The 20,885-nt window shown below is 39.2% G+C and carries 15 protein-coding genes and 1 pseudogene; 7 read left to right on the top strand and 9 right to left on the bottom strand.

The features are described from left to right. Positions 1 to 6 precede the first annotated feature (6 nt). The 6 genes and pseudogenes from QT327_RS11855 to QT327_RS11830 all read left to right on the top strand — a co-directional run bounded on the left by QT327_RS11855 (position 7) and on the right by QT327_RS11830 (position 6,833). A complete protein-coding gene (locus tag QT327_RS11855) occupies positions 7 to 1,149 on the top strand; it encodes a 5-(carboxyamino)imidazole ribonucleotide synthase (RefSeq protein ID WP_289552977.1) in 1,143 nt (380 codons plus the stop codon). A 21-nt stretch (positions 1,150 to 1,170) separates the two neighbouring features. After that, positions 1,171 to 1,680 carry a 5-(carboxyamino)imidazole ribonucleotide mutase gene (gene purE / locus QT327_RS11850; RefSeq protein ID WP_013666440.1) on the top strand — a complete coding sequence of 170 codons (510 nt, stop codon included), beginning with the start codon at positions 1,171 to 1,173 and terminating at the stop codon, positions 1,678 to 1,680. Positions 1,681 to 1,841: 161 nt separating this feature from the next. Further along, positions 1,842 to 2,618: an SDR family NAD(P)-dependent oxidoreductase gene (locus QT327_RS11845; protein WP_289552975.1), complete on the top strand. Its 777-nt coding sequence runs from the start codon at positions 1,842 to 1,844 to the stop codon at positions 2,616 to 2,618. A gap of 83 nt (positions 2,619 to 2,701) precedes the next feature. After that, positions 2,702 to 3,791 (top strand): annotated as a pseudogene (gene mnmA / locus QT327_RS11840) (tRNA 2-thiouridine(34) synthase MnmA). A gap of 260 nt (positions 3,792 to 4,051) precedes the next feature. After that, positions 4,052 to 6,415 (top strand): type I DNA topoisomerase, encoded by a 2,364-nt coding sequence (gene topA / locus QT327_RS11835; protein WP_130857450.1) that lies wholly within the window; start codon positions 4,052 to 4,054, stop codon positions 6,413 to 6,415. Between the two features lie 10 nt (positions 6,416 to 6,425). Beyond that, a complete protein-coding gene (locus tag QT327_RS11830) occupies positions 6,426 to 6,833 on the top strand; it encodes a hypothetical protein (RefSeq protein ID WP_013666436.1) in 408 nt (135 codons plus the stop codon). Between the two features lie 63 nt (positions 6,834 to 6,896). On the opposite strand, the gene lysA is transcribed toward QT327_RS11830, so the two are convergent. The 9 genes from lysA to QT327_RS11790 all read right to left on the bottom strand — a co-directional run bounded on the left by lysA (position 6,897) and on the right by QT327_RS11790 (position 18,243). Beyond that, positions 6,897 to 8,075 carry a diaminopimelate decarboxylase gene (gene lysA / locus QT327_RS11825; RefSeq protein ID WP_289552973.1) on the bottom strand — a complete coding sequence of 393 codons (1,179 nt, stop codon included), beginning with the start codon at positions 8,073 to 8,075 and terminating at the stop codon, positions 6,897 to 6,899. Between the two features lie 30 nt (positions 8,076 to 8,105). Further along, positions 8,106 to 9,422: an aspartate kinase gene (locus QT327_RS11820; protein ID WP_130857448.1), complete on the bottom strand. Its 1,317-nt coding sequence runs from the start codon at positions 9,420 to 9,422 to the stop codon at positions 8,106 to 8,108. Positions 9,423 to 9,784: 362 nt separating this feature from the next. Then, the gene (locus tag QT327_RS11815; protein ID WP_130857447.1) at positions 9,785 to 10,660 is read right to left on the bottom strand and encodes a Ppx/GppA phosphatase family protein; all 876 of its coding nucleotides are present in this window, start codon (positions 10,658 to 10,660) and stop codon (positions 9,785 to 9,787) included. A 4-nt stretch (positions 10,661 to 10,664) separates the two neighbouring features. Further along, positions 10,665 to 11,201, bottom strand: coding sequence for a polyphosphate kinase (locus tag QT327_RS28220; RefSeq protein WP_354004770.1), 537 nt, complete (start codon positions 11,199 to 11,201; stop codon positions 10,665 to 10,667). Then, positions 11,177 to 12,733: a polyphosphate kinase 1 gene (ppk1, locus tag QT327_RS11810; protein ID WP_354004769.1), complete on the bottom strand. Its 1,557-nt coding sequence runs from the start codon at positions 12,731 to 12,733 to the stop codon at positions 11,177 to 11,179. The genes QT327_RS28220 and ppk1 overlap by 25 nt, the downstream gene beginning before the upstream one ends. Before the next feature lie 86 nt (positions 12,734 to 12,819). Continuing rightward, on the bottom strand, positions 12,820 to 13,581 hold the full coding sequence (locus QT327_RS11805; RefSeq protein ID WP_289552972.1) for a hypothetical protein: 762 nt from the start codon (positions 13,579 to 13,581) through the stop codon (positions 12,820 to 12,822). 169 nt (positions 13,582 to 13,750) lie between these two features. Further along, positions 13,751 to 14,782: a Gfo/Idh/MocA family oxidoreductase gene (locus QT327_RS11800; RefSeq protein WP_130857444.1), complete on the bottom strand. Its 1,032-nt coding sequence runs from the start codon at positions 14,780 to 14,782 to the stop codon at positions 13,751 to 13,753. Positions 14,783 to 15,014: 232 nt separating this feature from the next. Next, positions 15,015 to 15,554, bottom strand: a complete 540-nt coding sequence (locus QT327_RS11795) for a DUF4142 domain-containing protein (protein WP_130857443.1) — start codon at positions 15,552 to 15,554, stop codon at positions 15,015 to 15,017. A 103-nt stretch (positions 15,555 to 15,657) separates the two neighbouring features. Further along, positions 15,658 to 18,243: a phosphoenolpyruvate carboxylase gene (locus tag QT327_RS11790; protein WP_130857442.1), complete on the bottom strand. Its 2,586-nt coding sequence runs from the start codon at positions 18,241 to 18,243 to the stop codon at positions 15,658 to 15,660. A 417-nt stretch (positions 18,244 to 18,660) separates the two neighbouring features. On the opposite strand from QT327_RS11790, the gene QT327_RS11785 reads away from it, so the two are divergent. Next, entirely contained in the window at positions 18,661 to 20,817 is a 2,157-nt protein-coding gene (locus QT327_RS11785; RefSeq protein ID WP_289552971.1) for an FUSC family protein, read from the top strand. The last annotated feature ends 68 nt before the right edge of the window (positions 20,818 to 20,885 follow it).

The following is a 20,885-nucleotide window of genomic DNA, read 5'->3' as shown; positions in this document are numbered from 1 at the left end:
ACATCTATGGAAAAAGATTTTTATGGCGATTTACGCTTGGGCATCCTTGGTGGCGGACAGCTCGGACGCATGCTTATCCAAGAAGCGATCAATCTGAACATAAGTGTTTCAGTATTGGATCCAGACCGGGATGCCCCATGTAAAAAATTATGCGATCGGTTTGAAGCAGGATCACTAACCGATTTTGACACAGTTTATAAGTTTGGTAAGCAAGTAGATATGCTTACGATTGAAATCGAAAAAGTAAATGTAGATGCGCTGGAAAAACTAGAGGAAGAGGGTGTTGTCGTTTTTCCTCAGGCGCGTGTCATCCGCTTAATTCAGGACAAAGGACTTCAAAAACAGTTTTTTAAACAAAACGATATTCCAACAGCACCCTTTCAGTTGATTTCTTCAAAAGATGCATTAAAAGATTTAACCATCCCTTTTCCTTATATACAAAAATTGAGAAAAGATGGCTATGATGGAAAAGGAGTGCATAAAATTGCAGATGAAGCTGATTTAGCAAATGCCTTTGAGGCACCGAGCTTGATTGAACAATGGGTGGCTTTCGAAAAGGAAATCGCCGTCATCGTAGCGCGAAATGATAAAGGTGATGTATCGACCTTTCCAATGGTTGAAATGGAATTTAACGCAGAGGTTAATTTGGTTGAGTTTTTAATTTCCCCATCCATTTTACCTTTCGAAATACAGGAAAGAGCCGAACAGTTAGCCATAAAGATTGCAGAGGATCTTCAAATCGTAGGACTTCTTGCAGTGGAAATGTTCTTAACGCCGGATGGAAATATTCTGGTAAATGAACTCGCCCCCCGACCGCACAATAGCGGACATCATACAATTGAAGGAAACTGTACATCGCAATTTGCACAGCATTTGCGCGCAATCTTCAATTTGCCGCTAGGCAACGCCGCTGCACGTAGCAATGCGGTGATGATTAATTTGCTCGGTGAAGCCAATTATGAAGGACTGGCGATTTATGAGGGGCTTGAAGAGGTATTGGCGGAAGAAGGGGTTTATATACACCTCTACGGTAAGAAATTCACGAAACCTTTTCGTAAAATGGGACATGTAACTATTGTGAACGAAGATCGTGAAAAGGCGGTTACCTTAGCTAGAAAAGTACAGGCTACCATTAAAGTAAAGGCCTAAATAAAAATCAAATCCATTATTATGCAAACAAGTCAACTTCCTTCAGTAGGAATCATTATGGGCAGCAAATCCGACCTCCCCGTAATGGAAGACGCGATTAAAATATTAAAAGAACTGGGTGTTCAAATAGAGGTTTCTATCGTATCGGCGCATAGGACTCCGGAACGTATGTTCGACTATGCGCAAACGGCTGCGTCGCGCGGACTGAAAGTAATCATTGCAGGAGCCGGAGGGGCCGCTCATTTGCCGGGTATGGTAGCATCGATTACGCACCTGCCGGTGATCGGGGTACCCGTCAAATCTTCCAATTCTATTGACGGATGGGATTCCATTTTGTCTATATTACAAATGCCTAATGGCATTCCCGTTGCTACGGTAGCATTGAATGCAGCAAAGAATGCAGGCCTTTTGGCTGCGCAGATTTTAGCTACTGCTGATCAGCAATTGGCACAGAATCTTATCCATTTCAAACAAGAGTTGAAGAAAAAAATAGAAGAGACCGCACAAGAGGTGGAAAACATGAACTTCTAGACCGGAAAACAGCCATAACGATAATCGTAATGGCTGTTTTTCATTATTCAAAAAATTAAACCATCCAGCCTATCTTTTTGTGCTAGCTCCGGCACCAACAATTTGCGCTTTCTATTGTTCCATCATAGTATAAAAAAGAACAATCAATTCATTTAAGATTTATGAGTAAATTGAAAGACAAAGTGGCTCTAATAACCGGATCTGATTCCGGCATTGGTCGTGCAATCGCCGAAGCGTATGCTTCCGAAGGCGCTCAGGTTATTATCACCTACCATTCTGACCGGGAAAGTGCTAAAGAGGCTGAACAAAAGATAAAGAAATTAAAAACAAAAGTTTCAACCTATCAATTGGATGTGAGTGATGAGACCAGTGTTCAATCGGTTTTCGGAAAGGCTGTAAAGGAATTTGGTCAAATCGATATACTGGTCAGCAATGCAGGCGTTAACGGCAGTAATATCCCCGTAGTGGAAATGGACACAGAAACTTTCGATACGTGTATCAAAACGAATCTGTATGGTGCATTCTATTGCTGTAGAGAATTTTTGAGGCTGCGAAAAAACAAACTTAAGGGAACTAAAATAATCATTGTCAGTTCTATCCACGAAGAAGTGTGTACAGCAGGCAATGCCGATTATAACGCATCTAAGGGTGGGGTTAGAAACTTCAGCAAAAGCCTCGCTTTGGAGCTGGCACCTAAAGGTGTGTGTGTTAATAACATCGCCCCGGGGATGATACTAACTCCTATGAACCAGCAAGCCATGGATAACAAAAAGGTACGGGAGGAGAAGGAGCAGCACATTCCCATCAAGCGTGCCGGCAAACCCGAAGAGATTGGCCCTTTAGCGGTATACCTTGCGTCGTCTGATAGTGATTATGTTACGGGAACGACTTTTACTATTGATGGCGCCTTAAGTATAAATTTGGGACAGGGAGCATAAAAGGCCTATATTACATTTAACTGACTGCCAAAGAGCTGGCTTTACAAAAATTTAGACTTATCTTTGCGCTTTATTTTTAAGATATGAGCAAGCACGGACGAATTTTAGTAGCTATGAGTGGCGGGGTAGACAGTTCAGTGGCCGCAGTGATGCTTCATGAGCAAGGTTATGAGGTTATTGGGTTGACGATGAAAACCTGGGATTATGCATCTTCCGGAGGAAGCACCAAAGAAACCGGTTGCTGTAGTTTGGATAGCATTAACGATGCCCGTGCTTTAGCAGTTGGTTATGGTTTTCCTCATTATATCTTAGATATTCGAAATGAATTTGGCGACTTTGTGATCAATAATTTTGTGGATGAATACCTGGCGGGAAGAACGCCTAATCCCTGTGTTCTTTGCAATACCCATATCAAATGGGAGGCTTTATTAAAAAGAGCGGACAAACTGGATTGCGAATTTATTGCAACGGGTCATTATGCAAATATTCGCTTACAGGACAGCGGTCGGTATGTCATATCCAAAGGCCGAGATGAGCATAAAGATCAGTCGTATGTGTTGTGGGGCGTTTCCCAAAAAAATCTGGCTAGAACAAAATTTCCCTTGGGAAGCTTTACCAAAGCTGAAATCAGACAGATGGCGCTTGAAATGGGACAAGTAGAATTGGCCAATAAATCGGAAAGCTATGAAATCTGCTTCGTTCCGGACAACGATTATCGATCTTTTTTACGCCATCGCGTAGAGGACATTGATGAGCGTATAGGTGCTGGTAACTTTATCTTATCGGACGGTACGGTAGTGGGCAAACACGCGGGATATCCCTATTATACCATCGGACAGAGAAAAGGCTTGGGGATTGCTCTGGGACGTCCTGTTTTTGTTATTCAAATACTACCTGAAAGCAATACAGTAGTGTTGGGTTCAGAAGAGGAACTCCAAAAAGATACGGCATACGTCAGAAATATCAATCTGATCAAATACGAGCATATACCTGAACCGATGGAAGCAGTAACCAAAATACGCTATAAGGATGCCGGTGCTATTAGTCGGATTGTTGAAGAAAACGGAAGTATGAAAGTGGACTTCGAACATTATGTAAAAGGAATAGCTCCGGGCCAATCGGCGGTTTTTTTACGAAGGGAATGATTTGTTGGGCGGTGGATTCCTCATGTAAATTTTAATGCAATTTTAATTAAAAAAATTTGGTGATCTTTATTTCCAATATTTAATTTGATCCATAAATTGATTAGACTGGCAACGAAAACGAAAGATAAAATCAACTAACTATTATACAAATAACGAACAATTTTATCTATGTTTGAGCGATAAAACAAAAAGCCGAAGCGTGTATACTTCGGCTTTTTGATCAAAAAGGCGAAGGCAGTTTGCTAAAACATGAATAAATCCCTTTATTTGCAAAAATCAAGATACTGAATGGCAAAGAACTTATTAATTGTAGAATCACCGGCAAAAGCAAAAACAATAGAAGGATATTTAGGAAAAGATTTTTTAGTTAAATCAAGTTATGGACATATTCGTGATCTGGTAAAAACGGATGATGCCATTGATACTGCAAATAATTTCGAGCAGAAATATGAAGTCCCGGCGGATAAAAAAGCGGTTGTAAGCGAGTTAAAAAAGCTGGCCAAATCTGCTGAAACTGTTTGGCTCGCGTCCGATGAAGACCGGGAAGGAGAAGCGATTTCCTGGCACTTATACGAAACGTTAAACCTAAAAGAATCCAGCACAAAACGGATTGTTTTTCACGAAATTACCAAGCCTGCCATTCTTAAAGCCATTGAACAGCCGCGAAAAATTGATTTTAACTTAGTAAATGCCCAGCAAGCCAGACGCGTATTGGATCGTCTAGTTGGTTTTGAATTATCTCCCGTATTATGGAAAAAGGTTAAACCCTCCCTCTCGGCCGGTCGCGTACAGTCGGTAGCAGTACGGCTGTTAGTTGATAGAGAACGGGAAATAAACAAATTTGAGCCCGAAGCAGCCTTTCGGGTTGTTGCAATCTTCTTTACGGAAGAAAATAAAAAAGAACTTTTCAAAGCGGAATTATCGAAACGATTCGCAACTATAAATGAAGCCGAAAAATTTCTTAATGACTGTATTCCGGCATCATATCATGTCAAAAGCCTAGAAACAAAGCCAAGCAAGCGAAATCCTGCTGCACCTTTTACAACTTCGACCTTGCAACAGGAAGCCAGTAGAAAACTTGGCTTTTCAGTAGCTAGAACCATGACAGTGGCGCAACGTTTGTATGAATCGGGAAAAATTACGTATATGCGTACCGATTCTGTCAATCTAAGTGATACGGCCTTACAGGCAGCCGAACAAGAGATCCGTTCTGCCTATGGCGATAAATATCATAAGAGAAGGCAATATAAAACTAAATCAGCCGGTGCCCAAGAAGCACACGAAGCGATCCGTCCTACCTATTTTAACCAACACACCATAGAGGGGGATCATTCAGAAAAGAGACTCTACGAGCTTATATGGAAACGAGCGATCGCTTCGCAAATGAGCGAAGCTGAATTTGAAAAAACCACCGCAAAAATTAATATTTCAACGCGTAACGAAGAGTTTACGGCTAGTGGCGAGGTCATGAAATTCGATGGTTTCTTAAAAGTCTACTTTGAGTCGACTGATGAGGAAAGCGAAGTCAATTTAGAAGAATCTGATGACAATGCACTTCTACCTCCTCTTAGAAACGGTCAGCAGCTCGGTTTAAAGGAAATGACCGCTACAGAACGTTTTAGTAGGCCACCTGCCCGCTATACTGAAGCAAGTTTGGTAAAAAAACTAGAAGAGCTCGGTATTGGCCGACCCTCAACCTATGCTCCTACGATATCGACTATCCAGAATAGAGGCTATGTGGTAAAAGAAGATAGGGAGGGAAAACAACGCGAATACAATGTACTGACATTAGGCCATGGTAAAGTAAATACTACTAAGAAAACCGAAATCACAGGAGCCGAAAAATCAAAACTATTTCCTACCGATATTGGGATTTTGGTTAATGATTTTCTAGTAGAACACTTTAAGGATATCGTCGATTTTAATTTTACGGCTACGGTTGAAAAAGAATTTGACGAAATCGCTAATGGACTGAAAGAATGGACCGCTATGCTCCACAATTTCTATGGCCCTTTTCATAAAGAAGTAACCGATACCATTGAAAACGCCGACCGAGCAAGCAGTGAGCGGATTTTAGGGACGGATCCACAAACGGGTAAACAGGTAAGTGTACGAATAGGCCGTTTTGGCCCTTTGGTACAGATTGGTTCGGCAGATGATGAAGAAAAACCGGTATTTGCCAGTCTGCGCAGCGGACAAATGATCGAGACCATCACTTTAGAGGAAGCCTTGGAATTATTTAAGTTGCCAAAAAAAGTTGGAAAGTACGAGGATAAGGAGATGACGGTAGCAATTGGCCGATTTGGACCATATATCCGCCACAACAATGCTTTTTACTCCTTACCCAAAGGAATAGATCCAATGGATGTAAACGAGACCCAAGCGATAGAAATCATTGAATTGAAACGAAAAAAGGACATTGAGAAAGTGATCAAGACCTTTGATGAAAATCCGGAGGCACGAATTGAACAAGGCCGCTGGGGACCTTTCATCCGTTTCGGAAAACAAAACATTAAGATTCCTAAAGATAAGGACGTAGACAAAATAACATATAATGATATTTTGCAATTAGCGGAAAGTGATAAGTCTAACACCGGCACCAAAAAGAAGGTACCTGCGAAAGGCAAAAGTAAAACGGCAAAGAAAAAATAGCGGAAGATATATGAAGAAGGACCTTCCTCCAAACGTTGTAGAAGATATATATGTAGCTGTTGTATTGGAAAGTGATTCGCCTACCAGCAGACACTGGAATGTTTACTTAATCAACCAAAAGGAAGAACCCATAAAGAATGTGCTTATCAGCAGCAAGGGCTATGGTTTGAAGGATGAGCGCGAAGTAAAAACTTCCGTATTACGCCATTTTATCGGAGATATAGAGGCAAAAGAGTTTGCATTAGTAGAAGCAATTGACGAACAGGTTTTCGGTTTAACCAATGAATATTTGCTGAGTTATTATATTGGTGGAACTATTTATGATAAGAAATTTATTTTCTTACCGGAAAGTATTGTTGACACCAACCTGATCCGTATTCCAATCATTAATAAACCGGGCATTTTAATTGGGATATAAAAATAAAGAGCGGATTTATACAATCTGCTCTTTATTTTTATAGACCCGCAAGCAAGCCTATACTTATACTATTTCATCACTATAAACATAACGAATTTCGTCTCGTAGGTTGTATTTTGAAGCCATTACCTCACCATATGCACCCGTTGTGCGAATGGCAATCAAATCCCCGCGCTTAGACTCCGGAAGCTCGACTTCCTTCCCGAAACAATCGGTACTTTCGCAAATAGGCCCTACAACGTCATAGTTAACCGATCTGTCCCTCGTCTCTTCACTTAGCTGCTTAGCAGATAAATGCTCTATTTTGTGATAAGCTTGATATAAAGCGGGTCTCATTAATTCTGTCATACCTGCATCGAGAATCAAAAAATGTTTTTTAATACCATTCTTGACATACAAGACTTTACTAATTAAGCTTCCGCTTTGCGCAACCAGAGCTCTTCCGAGCTCAAAATGCACCTCTTGCTCTCCCTTGCGCTCCAAAAATTGATCAAAGATTTCAAAGTAACGTTTAAAATCAACAATAGGTTCACCATCGGGATCGGTATAGTTAACCCCCAATCCTCCGCCTACATTAAGTACTTTTAAACGATACCCACGCTCGTCAAACCAATTGTTAAACTCATTTACTTTTACACACAGGCTTTTGAAAACATTGAGATCAACTACTTGTGAGCCCACATGAAAATGTAGTCCGATTAATTCCAGCGAATCAAAGTTCCTGATAACATCCAAGCATTCATTTAGTTCCCAGGTTTTAATACCAAACTTGTTCTCGTCTAAACCGGTTGTAATATACTTGTGTGTCTTCGCATCCACGTTTGGGTTGATTCTAAGTGCAACTTTTGCCACCTTGCCTTCCTTCTTCGCTAAATCGCCGATGACGCACAACTCCTGTACCGATTCAACATTAAAAGCAAATATATCGTGATGAAGTGCAGCTATGATTTCTTTATCAGCTTTACCAACACCTGCAAAAACAATTTTATCAGGGGAAAAACCCGTTTCTACCGCCTTTAGTACTTCATTACCACTTACACAATCGGCTCCAATACCGGATTCTTGGATAATTTGTAAAACGCGTTCATTAAAATTCGCCTTAAGCGCATAATGTATGTGAAACTTGTACTTATCAGCCTCAGTAAGCGCATTATCTATTGTTGCTTGGAGTAGCTGTAAATCGTAATAAAAAAAGGGGGTTTCCTTCTGCTCAAAAGCAGCTATAATATCTCTGTTAAACATGTAATTCTGTAGCGTAAATCGCCATTATAATTAAAATAAACGATTGTGTAAAGAACGAAGCACTTCAACCTTATCTTCAGCGTTAATCAGCAATGAGATGTTAAAATTGCTGCCACCATACGAAATCATGCGCACAGGGATGTGTTTCACAGCGTCCAATACACGGGAAGCGTAACCATGCGTATTTAAACTGAAATCGCCGACGACGCAAACGATGGTTTGATTAACGTCAATTTCAACTGAACCAAAATCCTTTAATTCCCTTTCAATATCACTGAGAAAACGGGTATCATCAATGGTCAACGATACAGCGACTTCCGAAGTGGTAATCATATCGATAGGTGTTTTGTAACGCTCAAAAACTTCGAAAACTCTTCTTAAAAAACCAAAAGCTAAAAGCATACGCGAAGAATGAATTCGAATTGCGGTAATACCATCCTTAGCCGCAATAGACCGAACTTCTCCCCTAACGGCCCCCTCTTTACTGATCAAAGTGCCCGAGGCATCAGGATCCATGGTATTCAGTAGCCTTACGGGAATGTTATATCGTTGAGCTGGAAATACACTTTGAGGATGTAAAATTTTTGCTCCGAAATAAGCTAGCTCCGCAGCTTCATCAAATGTTAAATGGGCAATGGGCTTTGTACCCTTTACGATACGCGGATCGTTATTATGCATACCATCAATATCTGTCCAAATTTGAACCTCTTCCGCACGTATGGCTGCACCTATTAACGAGGCGGTATAATCGCTTCCACCTCGTCTTAGGTTATCAATCTCACCAAAAGCATTTCTGCAGATGTAACCTTGCGTAATAAACAACTGGTGGTCATTTGAAGCTGCTAATAAAGTCGACAAATGCTCGCCGATAAAATCAATAGTAGGTTCATTATCCTCATCGATCTTCATGAAGTCTAAAGCCGGTAGCAGCTTAGAGCGAACGCCAATTTCCGTAAGATAAAAATGATAAAGGGTCGTTGACAATAACTCCCCTTGTGCCAAAATAATCTTTTCTTCTATAGGTGTAAAAAGGTCATGGGCAAAAGATTCTATAAAGTTAAAATGATAATCGATCAGTTCCTTTCCATTTTCTTTACCTTCTTGACTTGTAAATAGCTCTTCAATAAATTCCTCATACTTCGCGTGCAAACCCTTAATTAGTGCTTCGGCCTTTCGCTTATCACCCGCTGCAAAAGCTTGTGATATTTCAACTAATGCATTGGTTGTACCTGCTACTGCAGATAAAACAACGATCTGTTTCTCTTCACCGGGTTGGATGATGTCCAGTAATTTCTTCATACGCTCGGGACTACCAACCGATGTTCCACCGAATTTTAAGATTTTCATTGAATGTTTAATTTGTTTTTATCGATACTATTCACTGTTTTTAGGTATCAATGAGCTCGCAAGCTCGGTTAACGGCGACGAAGCTTGTCTGAGCTAAAGTACCCCTCTGGCAGCTCAGCCATTTTTCGTCAGAATAAGTTATTTTTCAGTCGGCCTAACCGCTATAAGGGCGACTTTCTTGACCATGCGCAAAAATAGCAACAAAAAACCCGTATAAAAAGTCTTTTCATACGGGCGCCAAAGATACTCAATTTTATTATATCTATAATATACTTTCAGTTATATTTAAAAAAAAACACCATAACGCCCGATAGGTTTAATTTTTTTTATTTCAAAATCGGTATTATCGAGCTTTTTCTTATTTATTTTCCATGTTCGTCGATGAGCGTTTGGATAATTCCATCGACAAGACCTACCCTAGGCACAACAATATTTTTTACACTTCCCCATTTCATAACATTCAGGAAGATTTCACAAGCCGGAATAATCACATCGGCACGGTCGTTATTTAATCCGAGAACATTGATACGTTCTTTTAGGGAAAAAGAATTTAAATATTCGTATAGCGACTTAAGTTTATTGAAAGATAAGGGCTTAGTTCCCTTTTCGTCGGCTAGACGATGCAACTTATTAATATTACCGCCGGTTCCAATGCCTATAATTCCTTTATAATTCTTGGTGTTTTCTTTTATCCATTCCTTCATTTCAGTCCAGGTTTCCTCGCTATCCTGATTATCTAGGATACGAATAGTTCCTATATTAAATGACCTCGATGCGCTTAAAGCTCCATTATTAAATACCGATAACTCGGTGCTACCACCACCAACATCAATGTATAAATAGCTTTTCCGTCTTTCCAATTGCTGTTCAACATGGCTATTATAGATGATACTAGCTTCTTTTACGCCATCAATGATTTCCAGGTTGATACCGACTTTTTTTATCTCTTGCACCAACTCGGAACCATTGACAGCTTCTCGCATGGCAGAAGTTGCACAAGCCATGTATTCACTAACCTTATAGACGTCCATCAGTGATTTAAACGCCGACATAGTTTTTATTAAATCTTCTGATTTTCTCTTAGAGATGTTCTTATCAATAAAAGCGTCGTCGCCTAAACGTAAGGGTACTCGAATGAGTGTATTCTTCTTAAAAGAAACTACTTGGCCATTCTCAATTATATCAGCAATTAATAATCTGATAGCGTTTGAACCAATATCAATAGCTCCATATCTCATATCTTTATTTATTCTTTTGTTTCAAATAATGGTAAGTATCCAGTTGGGCCCGATAACTCATTTCATTTTTTCTCTTCTTTACGTATCTGTTATCGTTTGCCGCATTAATTACCCTTGCTTTAGTATTATCGCGAAGTTGGAGATCAAGAATATCTTTTATTTCCTTAACCAATAAGGGATCTACTACGGGAAAGCTAACTTCCAATCGTCTATCTATGTTTCTGGTCATCCAATCAGCTGACGATAAATATATTTTTTCATTGCCATCGTTCCCGAAGATCCACACACGAGCATGCTCCAAAAATCTGTCTACAATACTAATAACCGTTATATTTTCGCTGAAACCTGGTTGTTGCGGAACCAGACAGCACATACCTCGCACAATTAGTCGGATCTTGACTCCAGCGTTACTAGCTTCATACAATTTCAAAATCATACCTTCATCAGAAAGGCTGTTCATCTTTAAAATCATATATGCATCCTTGCCCGCTTTAGCAAGCTCTATTTCCCTATCGATTAATTGATAAACTGCATTGCGCATTTCCAAAGGCGAAGTGATAATGTATTTATAGCCTTTGTAAAAAGATTTTTTTCCAGTCCTTTAAAAAGCCTTTTTAGATCTGCCGTTATACCTTTATGAACGGTGAACATACTATGGTCGCAATAACTTCGCGCGCTCTTTTCATTATAATTTCCTGTTGCCAGATTCGCATAATACGTAAGTCTCCCCTTTTCCCTCCTGCTTATCAAACATATTTTGGAATGTACCTTATAAGCCAAAAGACCATAATGTACATGCACTCCACCCTCTTCCAATTTATTACTCCAGAAAATATTGGCTTCTTCATCAAATCGCGCTTTTAATTCAATCAGGCAGTTTACTTTTTTTCCGTTCTTTGCTGCGTTGATTAAGGCATTGATAATCTTTGAATTTTCGGCCAAACGATAGAGGGTAATATTAATTTCCACCACTTTTGGATCAATGGCAGCCTCTCGCAAAAAATGAATGATATAGTCAAATGACTGGTATGGCAAACTGATCAGATAATCTCTTTTTGCAATCTGGTTAAAAATGCTATTACTCAAGTCGAGCTCTTTTACTTCGAGCGCAGGAAGCGTCTCATACTCCAAGGATGGTCCTCCTACATTTGGAAAGGCTATGAAGTCTTTGAAATTGTGGTAACGATTGCCTGGAATAAGTACACCGTTGCTCAAATTCATTCTCGAAACCAAAAAATTCAGCATGTCCAGTGGGATCTCACTGTCATAAAGCAAGCGCATTGGCTTTCCCTTCGATCGCCTTTGAAGGCTCTTACTTAAGGCTTCGATAAATTTCTCACTTACATTGGGATCGATATCCAGTTCCGCATCACGGGTCAGTTGGATCGTGAAGGCTTCAATGGTATCGTATTTAAAAATAAAAAACAATTCATCAAGACAATATCGAATGATATCATCCAAAAGTATAATGAATTTCAATTGATTACTATGAGGAAGCACCAAAAAACGATTAATGCTTTTGCTGGGCACCTCCAATAGGGCATATCTGATTTTCTTATGATATGTTAACTTAATAAGGAAATAAATTCGGCGATCTTTTAATTCAGGGAATGGTTTGGTATTGTCCACATCCAACATAATCGGAACCAGATTAGGAAGTACTTTCTCTTGAAAATACTTCCTAACAAATTCTCCTCGACTAACGTTCAGTTGTTTTTCATTAATAATAAAAATCTTCTCTTCCGCCAGCTCTTTAATTATTTCGTGCTCATAAAGGTATTCAAACCGCTTTTCCTGTTTAACAACGATATTCTTAATTTCATTTAATACTTTCCGAGGGTTAAAGCCCAGGAGCTCCTTCGCTTTCGTATTTACGTTTGCCAACCTATTAAGTGTAGCCACTCTTACGCGATAGAACTCATCTAAATTGGAAGAGAATATCGAAAGAAAGCGAAGACGCTCTAGTAGAGGCACTGATTTATCCGCCGCTTCCTGTAATACGCGCTCATTGAAATATAACCAACTTATCTCTCTATTAATTAAAGGAGCTTTGCTCTTAAAAGATGCAGACATTTATCAGAATACCATTTATAGACAGCAAATTTTGCATAAAAATGTTAAGTACATGTTAAGTAAACATTACCTTTTATGAATCAAAATTAGGAAATTGCTGGTTTATCTGACGGTTCTGATGGTTTACTTGCTGTTTTGCTCGCGGTTGCAGGCGTCGCTTTTTTGGGAGCAGTTTTTGGCTGACTATTAACATTCGTTGCCGGCTTTGCGCTTGTTTTATTACCCGTAACAACTGCCTTCTTTTCCTCTTTAACGGCGGGTTTTAATTCTGCTTCTTTTTTCGCTTGGTTTGCAATTTGATTAGGAGTGACAACTTTTTTTGGTTGCGATACTGCTTTAGTGGCTGCTGATGCTACCGCCGATTGCTTACTATCTGTTTTAACGCTGCCAGTTGATGAAGAAGCGCTTCGCTGCGGAACAGCTTTTTTTACCGTTGTTGTTGCTAACGGGCTCTTTTGCGGGCTTGTCTTCTTGCTTGTGCTTGCAGGTGGCGTGGCGGCGGTTACCGGTTTTGTTGGAGTAGCCTTTGGAATGGGTAATTTTGCAGGAGCTACCGATTGAGTTTTACCACTAACTTTGCTAACCTCTGTCTTTCCAACCTTGTCATCCTTCACAGGCTCCTTTTTCGAAGTGTTGCTGGTTTTAGTTGCAGTTTTTACTTTCTGCTCTACTGCTTTTGCACTTTTTTCTGCCTTCTCTTTTGATTTCTTTTCTACCTTTTCTCCGACAGTTTTGACTTTCTTTTTGGAAGCCTCTGCTTTTTTCTTCGTTTGCCCTTTAGCACCTTCTATTTTATCCGACAGCTTTTCCGCGAGTTTCTTACTGGCTTTCTTAATATCTTTTGCCAAATCTTTCGTTTCATGCCCTAAATCATTCAATAGAGCCGTAACACGTTTAGTTAGCGATTTGGTAACTTTTTGCTTATCCGCTTTCTTTTGTTTTTTTGTGATTTTCTTAGCCATAACCGTTTATTTAAGTTATATAAAGCTAAGCAAATTAAATACCGGAAACAAAGGATTATTTATCCCACGATTTTTTCTCAAGTAGCTCCATTTGCCATATAATCTGTTCCTCTGTGATGGGATAAGGTTTATCTTTCCGGATTTGTTCATATACGGCATTAAACAAGCCCTTATAGTTCCCTTTAAGCGCCTCTTTATAAAAAATCTGTTTTTGATTAGTTTTATTGATAATAGTTAATAAGCCCTCTTGACCAACGGCTTCCAGTCCGAATTTTTCGTCAGTCGGCCACATCCCTTTGTCCAATTGTTCCTCTTGCACATCTGCTCGGTTTTTTTGAAAAGAGCCTTTTGTGCCATGTATCACATACGCGGGCAAGGGCTGTGCAACTAACAAACTTGCATGTGCAAAAACAGTAAGTCCGTGTTCATAAGTTAATACAAAGGTGAAAAAATCATCTACCTCTGAATTTTCTCTGTGAATGCTTGTCAGCTTGATGCTATCTTTAGGCTTACCGAACAGCGAGATTACCTGGTCAAGCAAGTGCGGACCTAAATCATAGGTTAAACCAGCGGCTGCCTGATTGATTTCTTTAAATGTTTTAGGACTCTTTTCTTTCCTATAACGATCGAAACGGATATGAAATTCAATTATATCTCCAAGCGCACCACTTTCAATAATTCTTTTAACAAGTTTGAAGTCACTATCCCATCTTCTGTTCTGGAACACCATTACATGCTTACCTTGTTCTCTGCCAAGATCAAAAAGCTCTTTCACTTCCTGACTTGTGGCAGCACAGGGCTTTTCGATTAGCACATGCTTTCCTTTCAGCAAAGCCTTTTTGGCATAGTCGAAATGTGTCTGGTTCGGGGTGTTTACCACAACCAGTTCTATATCCTTATCATCTAATAACTCATCAACGCTATCATAACTGATAATATTGGGGTATCGTTGCTGTGCCGTTTTTTTACTTCTTTCTACAACCGCTTTGAACTTAAACCGCGTATTTGTTTCAAGAAAAGGCGCATGAAATATTCTACCAGACATACCATAGGAAAGTATGCCTGCTATTACCGGATATTTTGACATATACTTATAAGTTTTATTGTTTAATAAAACGCTAAATCCCGTAAATAGTTTTGCTAATCGGATTAGCTTTTTATCTCAACAAAATTTCATCCTATTTCTAGGTTCTGTTAAAAAATACCGAGCCGGGGCCAAGGAAATATACAAAAGAAAAAGGTGTCTTTAAAAAGTTACTTTTTATCGTTATCCCGACTTGTACCTTTTAAGACACCTTCCTAAGGCACTCTGAAAAAGCTTACAGTAAAGTTTTTGTCTCTTCTATGCTTTTTTCAAGAACAGGAAGTGCCTCTTTCGCATATTTTCTCACACTGACATCTGTGGTGCGGGCTGCGCCCTCAAATTGGTGAAGAATAGCTTCCTGATTATGTAGCGAGTGTTTTAGAAATTCTTTATCCAATATGCTTGCCTGAGCAGAATCCAAGCCGGCAGGTAATTCCAATGAGTGCATAGCCGGGAAAGGAATCAGTACATCAGATTTGGTAGCCAATTCCTGAACTTTTGCTAACACATCTTTATATTGGGTGCTTAAATTTGTAGCTAAGGATTTTACACTCGCATTGCTTCCTCGCTGTGAAATGATATTAGCAAACTCTATTTCCTCATTCGCCAATTGATATACCGTACGATAAAATCTATATTCTTCGGTATCTGCTTTCGTGATGTTTGTGTAGTATAACTCTGCGCTGGCCTTATGTTCACCAACACTTGTACAGGAGCTCATCGATAAAACACATGCAAAAGTTGACAAGCCAAATAAAGCTATCTTCCTATTCATTTTTAATTTCTATTTATGTATGTACAGTTTTGTCCAGCAAACCTAACATAAAATTTTCCTATTATCAATTTTTATGTACAAATCCACTGTGAATACCACTCAATTATACCAAATTCCTTCCAGCGTTGACAATACCATATACCGTGCGGGTGAGTAATTTACCATAAATCTCATAATTCGGATCATCCGTACTCAAATTATGCATTTTTTTAATCGCATAATGTTGAATAATGACAAGAGGTAGAACGATTTTCTCTCTCGTAGCAATCGATTTCCTTTCTACGGGATATCGTTCCATAAGCATCGTGGTACCCGTTAATTTTAAAAAGTATTGCTTAGTTAACTCAAACTCTTCGCGAAGCATATTCCAAAATGTCCCAAACTTTTCGTCGTCTTTTAAATAGGCAGTGATATTAAAATTTGATTTCGTCATAGACATAATACTATTGTCAATGATTGTTTTGAACATACCGGAAGTATTATAAAGTTCTTGCACTTTATCCCACTCGCCCGAATCGTCTGCATTTTTAAGCGCCGTTCCCACGCCGTAACAACCAGGGACACTTTGCTTCAGTTGGCTCCAAGCGGTTACAAAACTGATTGCCCGTAGGTCCTCCAATCGTAATTCAGAATTTGAATTTCTTTTTACCGGTCTACTGCTGATGTTAAGAGATGACAGGAACTTCAATGGACTAAGTTCTTCCAGATATTTTAGGAATAAGGGGTGTTTCCTTAGCTCCATAAATTTATTATAGCTCGCTCCAGCCATACGATCAATCAACATTTTCTTCCCCTGACTGAGGGTATCGCCAGGTTTGGTTTTTATTCCTGAAGTTATACCGGCATTCAACAATTGCTCAATATTGTAATGTGCGGTATCAAAAGAGCCATACTGACTACTTATCGTTTGCCCCTGAATCGTTAATTGAATATGATCATTCGCTATTTCATCACCCATAGAAGCATAAAACCGTTGGGTTTTCCCCCCTCCTCTAGCCGGAGGCCCGCCCCGTCCATCAAAGAAGGTTAAATCGACATCGTATTTACGCGCCATCGCAGTAAGCTCCATTTTTGCTTTGTAAATAGACCAATTGGCCATTAGGTATCCACCATCTTTTGTGCTATCTGAAAACCCGAGCATAATTGTTTGCTTATTCCCACGGTGTTTAAGATGGGATTGATAAGCCTTATTGTTATAGAGGATTTCCATCACTTTAGCCGCACGCTTCAGATCATCTACCGTCTCAAACAATGGTACAAAATCAATTGAAAGCGTCTCTTTCTTCCAACCGTTCCATAGGAAAAGTTCCATAAGGGACAGAATATCTGACGCTTGTTGACAATTACTGATAATAAATCGATGGCAGGCCTTCGGCCCTCCCGACTGCTGGATTTTTTGAACAAAACGAATCGTTTCTACCATATCCAGAATTAAAGGATCCTTAATATTGTCTGTTGGTAAATCAGCCTCACGGAAGCGAGCGGACATAATCTTGTCTGCCTCCTCCAACGTTTCAAAATCTGCATCAATTCCTGTCTCTTCCGGATGAGCTTTGTAGAGGTATTGATATGTTTTGCGGAGGATGCTGCTATCCTGGCGAATATCCAAGCTCGAGAAGTAGGTCCCGAAAATTTTAACCTTCCGCAAAAGATCGTCCACAAGGTTCACAAAAAGACGGTCGTGATAGTCGGTAAGCACTCGTTTTACTTCACTTAAATTGAAGATGATAGCGTCTTTTACATTCTTTTGATTTTCCTGTGGGTTAAAGCTATTCTCGTAGAAAATTTCCTGCAAAGCTGCCATATACTTTTCCACTCCTCTGAAAGTAATACGGCGTTTCATCACTCTAAAATCCCGATAATAACACCTGAACAAGATGGTTCTCAACAAAGCAGAAACCTCTTTTGTACTTTCTGTAGTCACATTAGGATTTCCATCGCGATCCCCCCCCGGCCAGAAGCCCAACTCAACGATTTGTTTTTCCGCTTCCCTAATACAACCATTGGCATCAAAGTCATTATCCACCATACATTGTATATCCGAAACAACCGGGTAAAACACATGCTCCAAAAACCAGGCTAAGCTCCTGGCTTCGTCAATGGGAGTTGGCTTATTTTTCTGTAGGAACGGTGTCTTGCCTAATTGCTGTAACAATAAATGGATATCGTTAATGTCATTCTTTTTTAGAGCCCCTGTTAAGTCGGTGATAATACCCAACACTTCGCCCGGATAGAACTGTGTAGGATGGGCGGTAAGAACCAATCGCAGCGAAAAATCTTTCAACCGATTAACGATCTTATCACGTAATACGTTATTATTTTCAGCACGTTTAAATAAAGATTCCAAAGATCCGGCATCATCGGCCCTACCGGTCTTCGAGAAAGCGGCATCTTCTATCGCATCAAATAAAACGACCTGTCTTTCGATATATTGGATGATCCGGAAGAGTAAATCGAAGCGATCGGCCTTGTGAATATATTGTTCGTATTGTCCAAAAAAACTTTCAATTATTGCTTCGGGATCCATTTTATCATTTACTCCCTTTTCGATATGCGTTGAAAAGAAAGGTAATAAGGTCCCGGTATGCTTGACTTGATAAAATGGTAATGTTAAAAAAAGACTGTTATAGAGTTCAAAGCGTGTCAAGACCTCATTCTCATAAACAGCTTCTTTCTGACTTAGTTTCATAAATACCTCAAAGATTAATACGTGGTTAAAAACAAAAATTTATTGTTTTTTCAACAAAACGGCACAAAATACAAATAAATATCAAAACAATCTAAACTTAACTACAATTCACCAAGCAATTACCCTCGTTATGATAACATTTTTCAATTTAATTACTCAAACAATAAACAGCATAATGCGGTTAGTGTCTATGCAATAACAGGTACGATACTGATAAGTTTTGCTTGACGCTTTTTTATTACGGTTCTCAATAATATGGATAAAAATGCTTTACGCCGTTTAGAAAAAATAAAATGACTTTAATCAGTCAAAATATCTAAAGCAAAAAATAAGTCGGCCGGATTTTTGTATATTCGTCAGTAAATCCCAAAATGACAAGGGGAAAGTCATTCATACTATTATTACTGATTTTTTCTAGTGAAACAAACACAAGCTATTAAGACATTTTTATATAGTCAGTATTTTGCCGATGGTTTGCGAATTGCTTTTGGGGCCCTGGTTCCTGCTTTAATCTTTTCCTATTTAGGGGACATAAGAACGGGGATAGCTGTCTCTTTAGGGGCGGTAATTACCAGTATTGTAGATACCCCTGGCCCTACAAAAGACCGAAGAAATGCGATGCTGGTGTTAGTAGGCTTTATCTTTGTGATATCGTTTATCACCAAATTGATTAACCCTTTCGATGTAGCTGTTATCATCTTTCTGTCTGTCCTCAATTTTTCTATGTGTATGATAGCGGTTTACGGAACGCGGGCAGCTTCTTTGGGCACGGCCGCAATTCTAGTGATGATCCTTAATATGGATGATTTAAAGATGACTGCTGACAGCTCGCTTATGCATGCTGTCTATGCAACGATTGGAGGAGCTTGGTACATGCTTTTGAGCCTTACCTTAACTCAATTTCGTCCATTCAGACTTTCCCAGCAGGCCCTAGCTGAATGTATTCAAGATACCGCTGCTTATGTACGATTAAAGGCCAATTTTTATGATATAACCGTTGATAACGACAAAAACTACCAAAAATTGATTGACCAGCAAGTGATCGTTCATCAACATCAGGATGTCGTGAGGGAGTTACTTTTTAAAAGCAAGGCGATTGTAAAAGACTCTACGCGCTTAGGGCGCGTATTGGTCATTATATTTACCGACATGGTAGATATTTTTGAACGAACGATGGCTACACATTACGATTATGAGGCCATTCGCCATAACTTCGGAGATACAGATGCTTTAAGGGCTATTAGAATAACGGTTAACAGATTAGCCAATGAGATGGACAATCTGGCTTATCATATCAATGCGAATCATCGACCAAAGAAATTATACGATTTCAAATCGGACTTAGAACATATAAAAGGGGCAATAGATCGCGTAGAAAACACAGGCAAAAACACGGTAATCTTAAAAAAGATATTAGTCAATATCCGGGATTTAATTAACAAGCTCAACAACATTTATCAATACTTTGATACGCAGACCGCTCAATTTAACAATCAGGAAACAGATTTAACTAAGTTTTTATCACATCAGTCATTCAATCCGAAGGTTCTAAAAGACAATTTAAGTTTAAAATCGTCTACTTTCAGACATGCCTTAAGAATGGTGATTGTGATGATTGCAGCTTTTTTTATTTCGAAACTAATCCCTTTTGGCAATCATAGTTATTGGATTTTAATGACCGTCCTGGTTATTCTTAAACCGGGTTGGAGCTTGACAAAGCAACGCAATTATCAACGTATGTCAGGCACTATAATCGGCGGACTGGCGGGTATCGCGATTCTACTTGGCATTGAGCAAGAGATTGCCAGATTCATTTTTTTAATGATTTTTATGGTATTAGCTTACAGCTTCATTCGCATTAACTACATTCTAGGTGTCATGTTTTTAACACCTTACCTTTTACTTTTATATAGCTTTCTCGGCGTAAGCACCTTTGAAATTCTTCAGGAACGTGTGATAGACACCATAACCGGTAGTTTATTGGCTTTTACTTCCAGTTACATCATTTTCCCGAGTTGGGAAAGTAAAAATGTACAAACCAGTATGCGAAAGCTCCTTATTGCTAATTACAATTACTTAGTCAAAGCGCTGGAGTATATTATTGGTATAGAGGTAAGTGAGACTGAATACAAATTGGTTAGGAAAGATGTCTATGTTAATATGGCCAATATGACCTCGATTTTTCAGCGAATGATTACCGAGCCAAAAAGCAAACAAAAAAACGCTAAAGAACTAAATAAGTTCTTAATATATAATCACATATTATCCTCTTACTCAGTTGCATTGGTAGCTGTTGTCAAAAATGCTGCTCAGCAGTCACTCACCGCTGAACACGTTAGATTGACACGAAAATCGCTTAAACAACTTTCTCAAACGATTTTGCAGTTTAAAATGACTGAAGACGATGAACCTTTTATCGAAACAGATATCAAAGTGGTTACTGCTTTGCCGGAGGATACGGGAGAAAACGAAGAAACAAAGTTAATAACAGAGCAAATTTCCTTTGTAAGCAAAATTACTCAAGATTTGAATAAAATATGTGAGCGCATGGATTTGCTAAAAGAAGCAGCCTAGCCCGATATTTTGTTGTTTTATCGATTCGGCATCCAAACCAACGACTGAGCAATAGTTTCGAAAGATTA

Source organism: Olivibacter sp. 47, assembly GCF_030372825.1.
Lineage (GTDB): Bacteria > Bacteroidota > Bacteroidia > Sphingobacteriales > Sphingobacteriaceae > Olivibacter > Olivibacter oleidegradans.
This window is presented reverse-complemented; position numbering and strand designations above follow the sequence as displayed.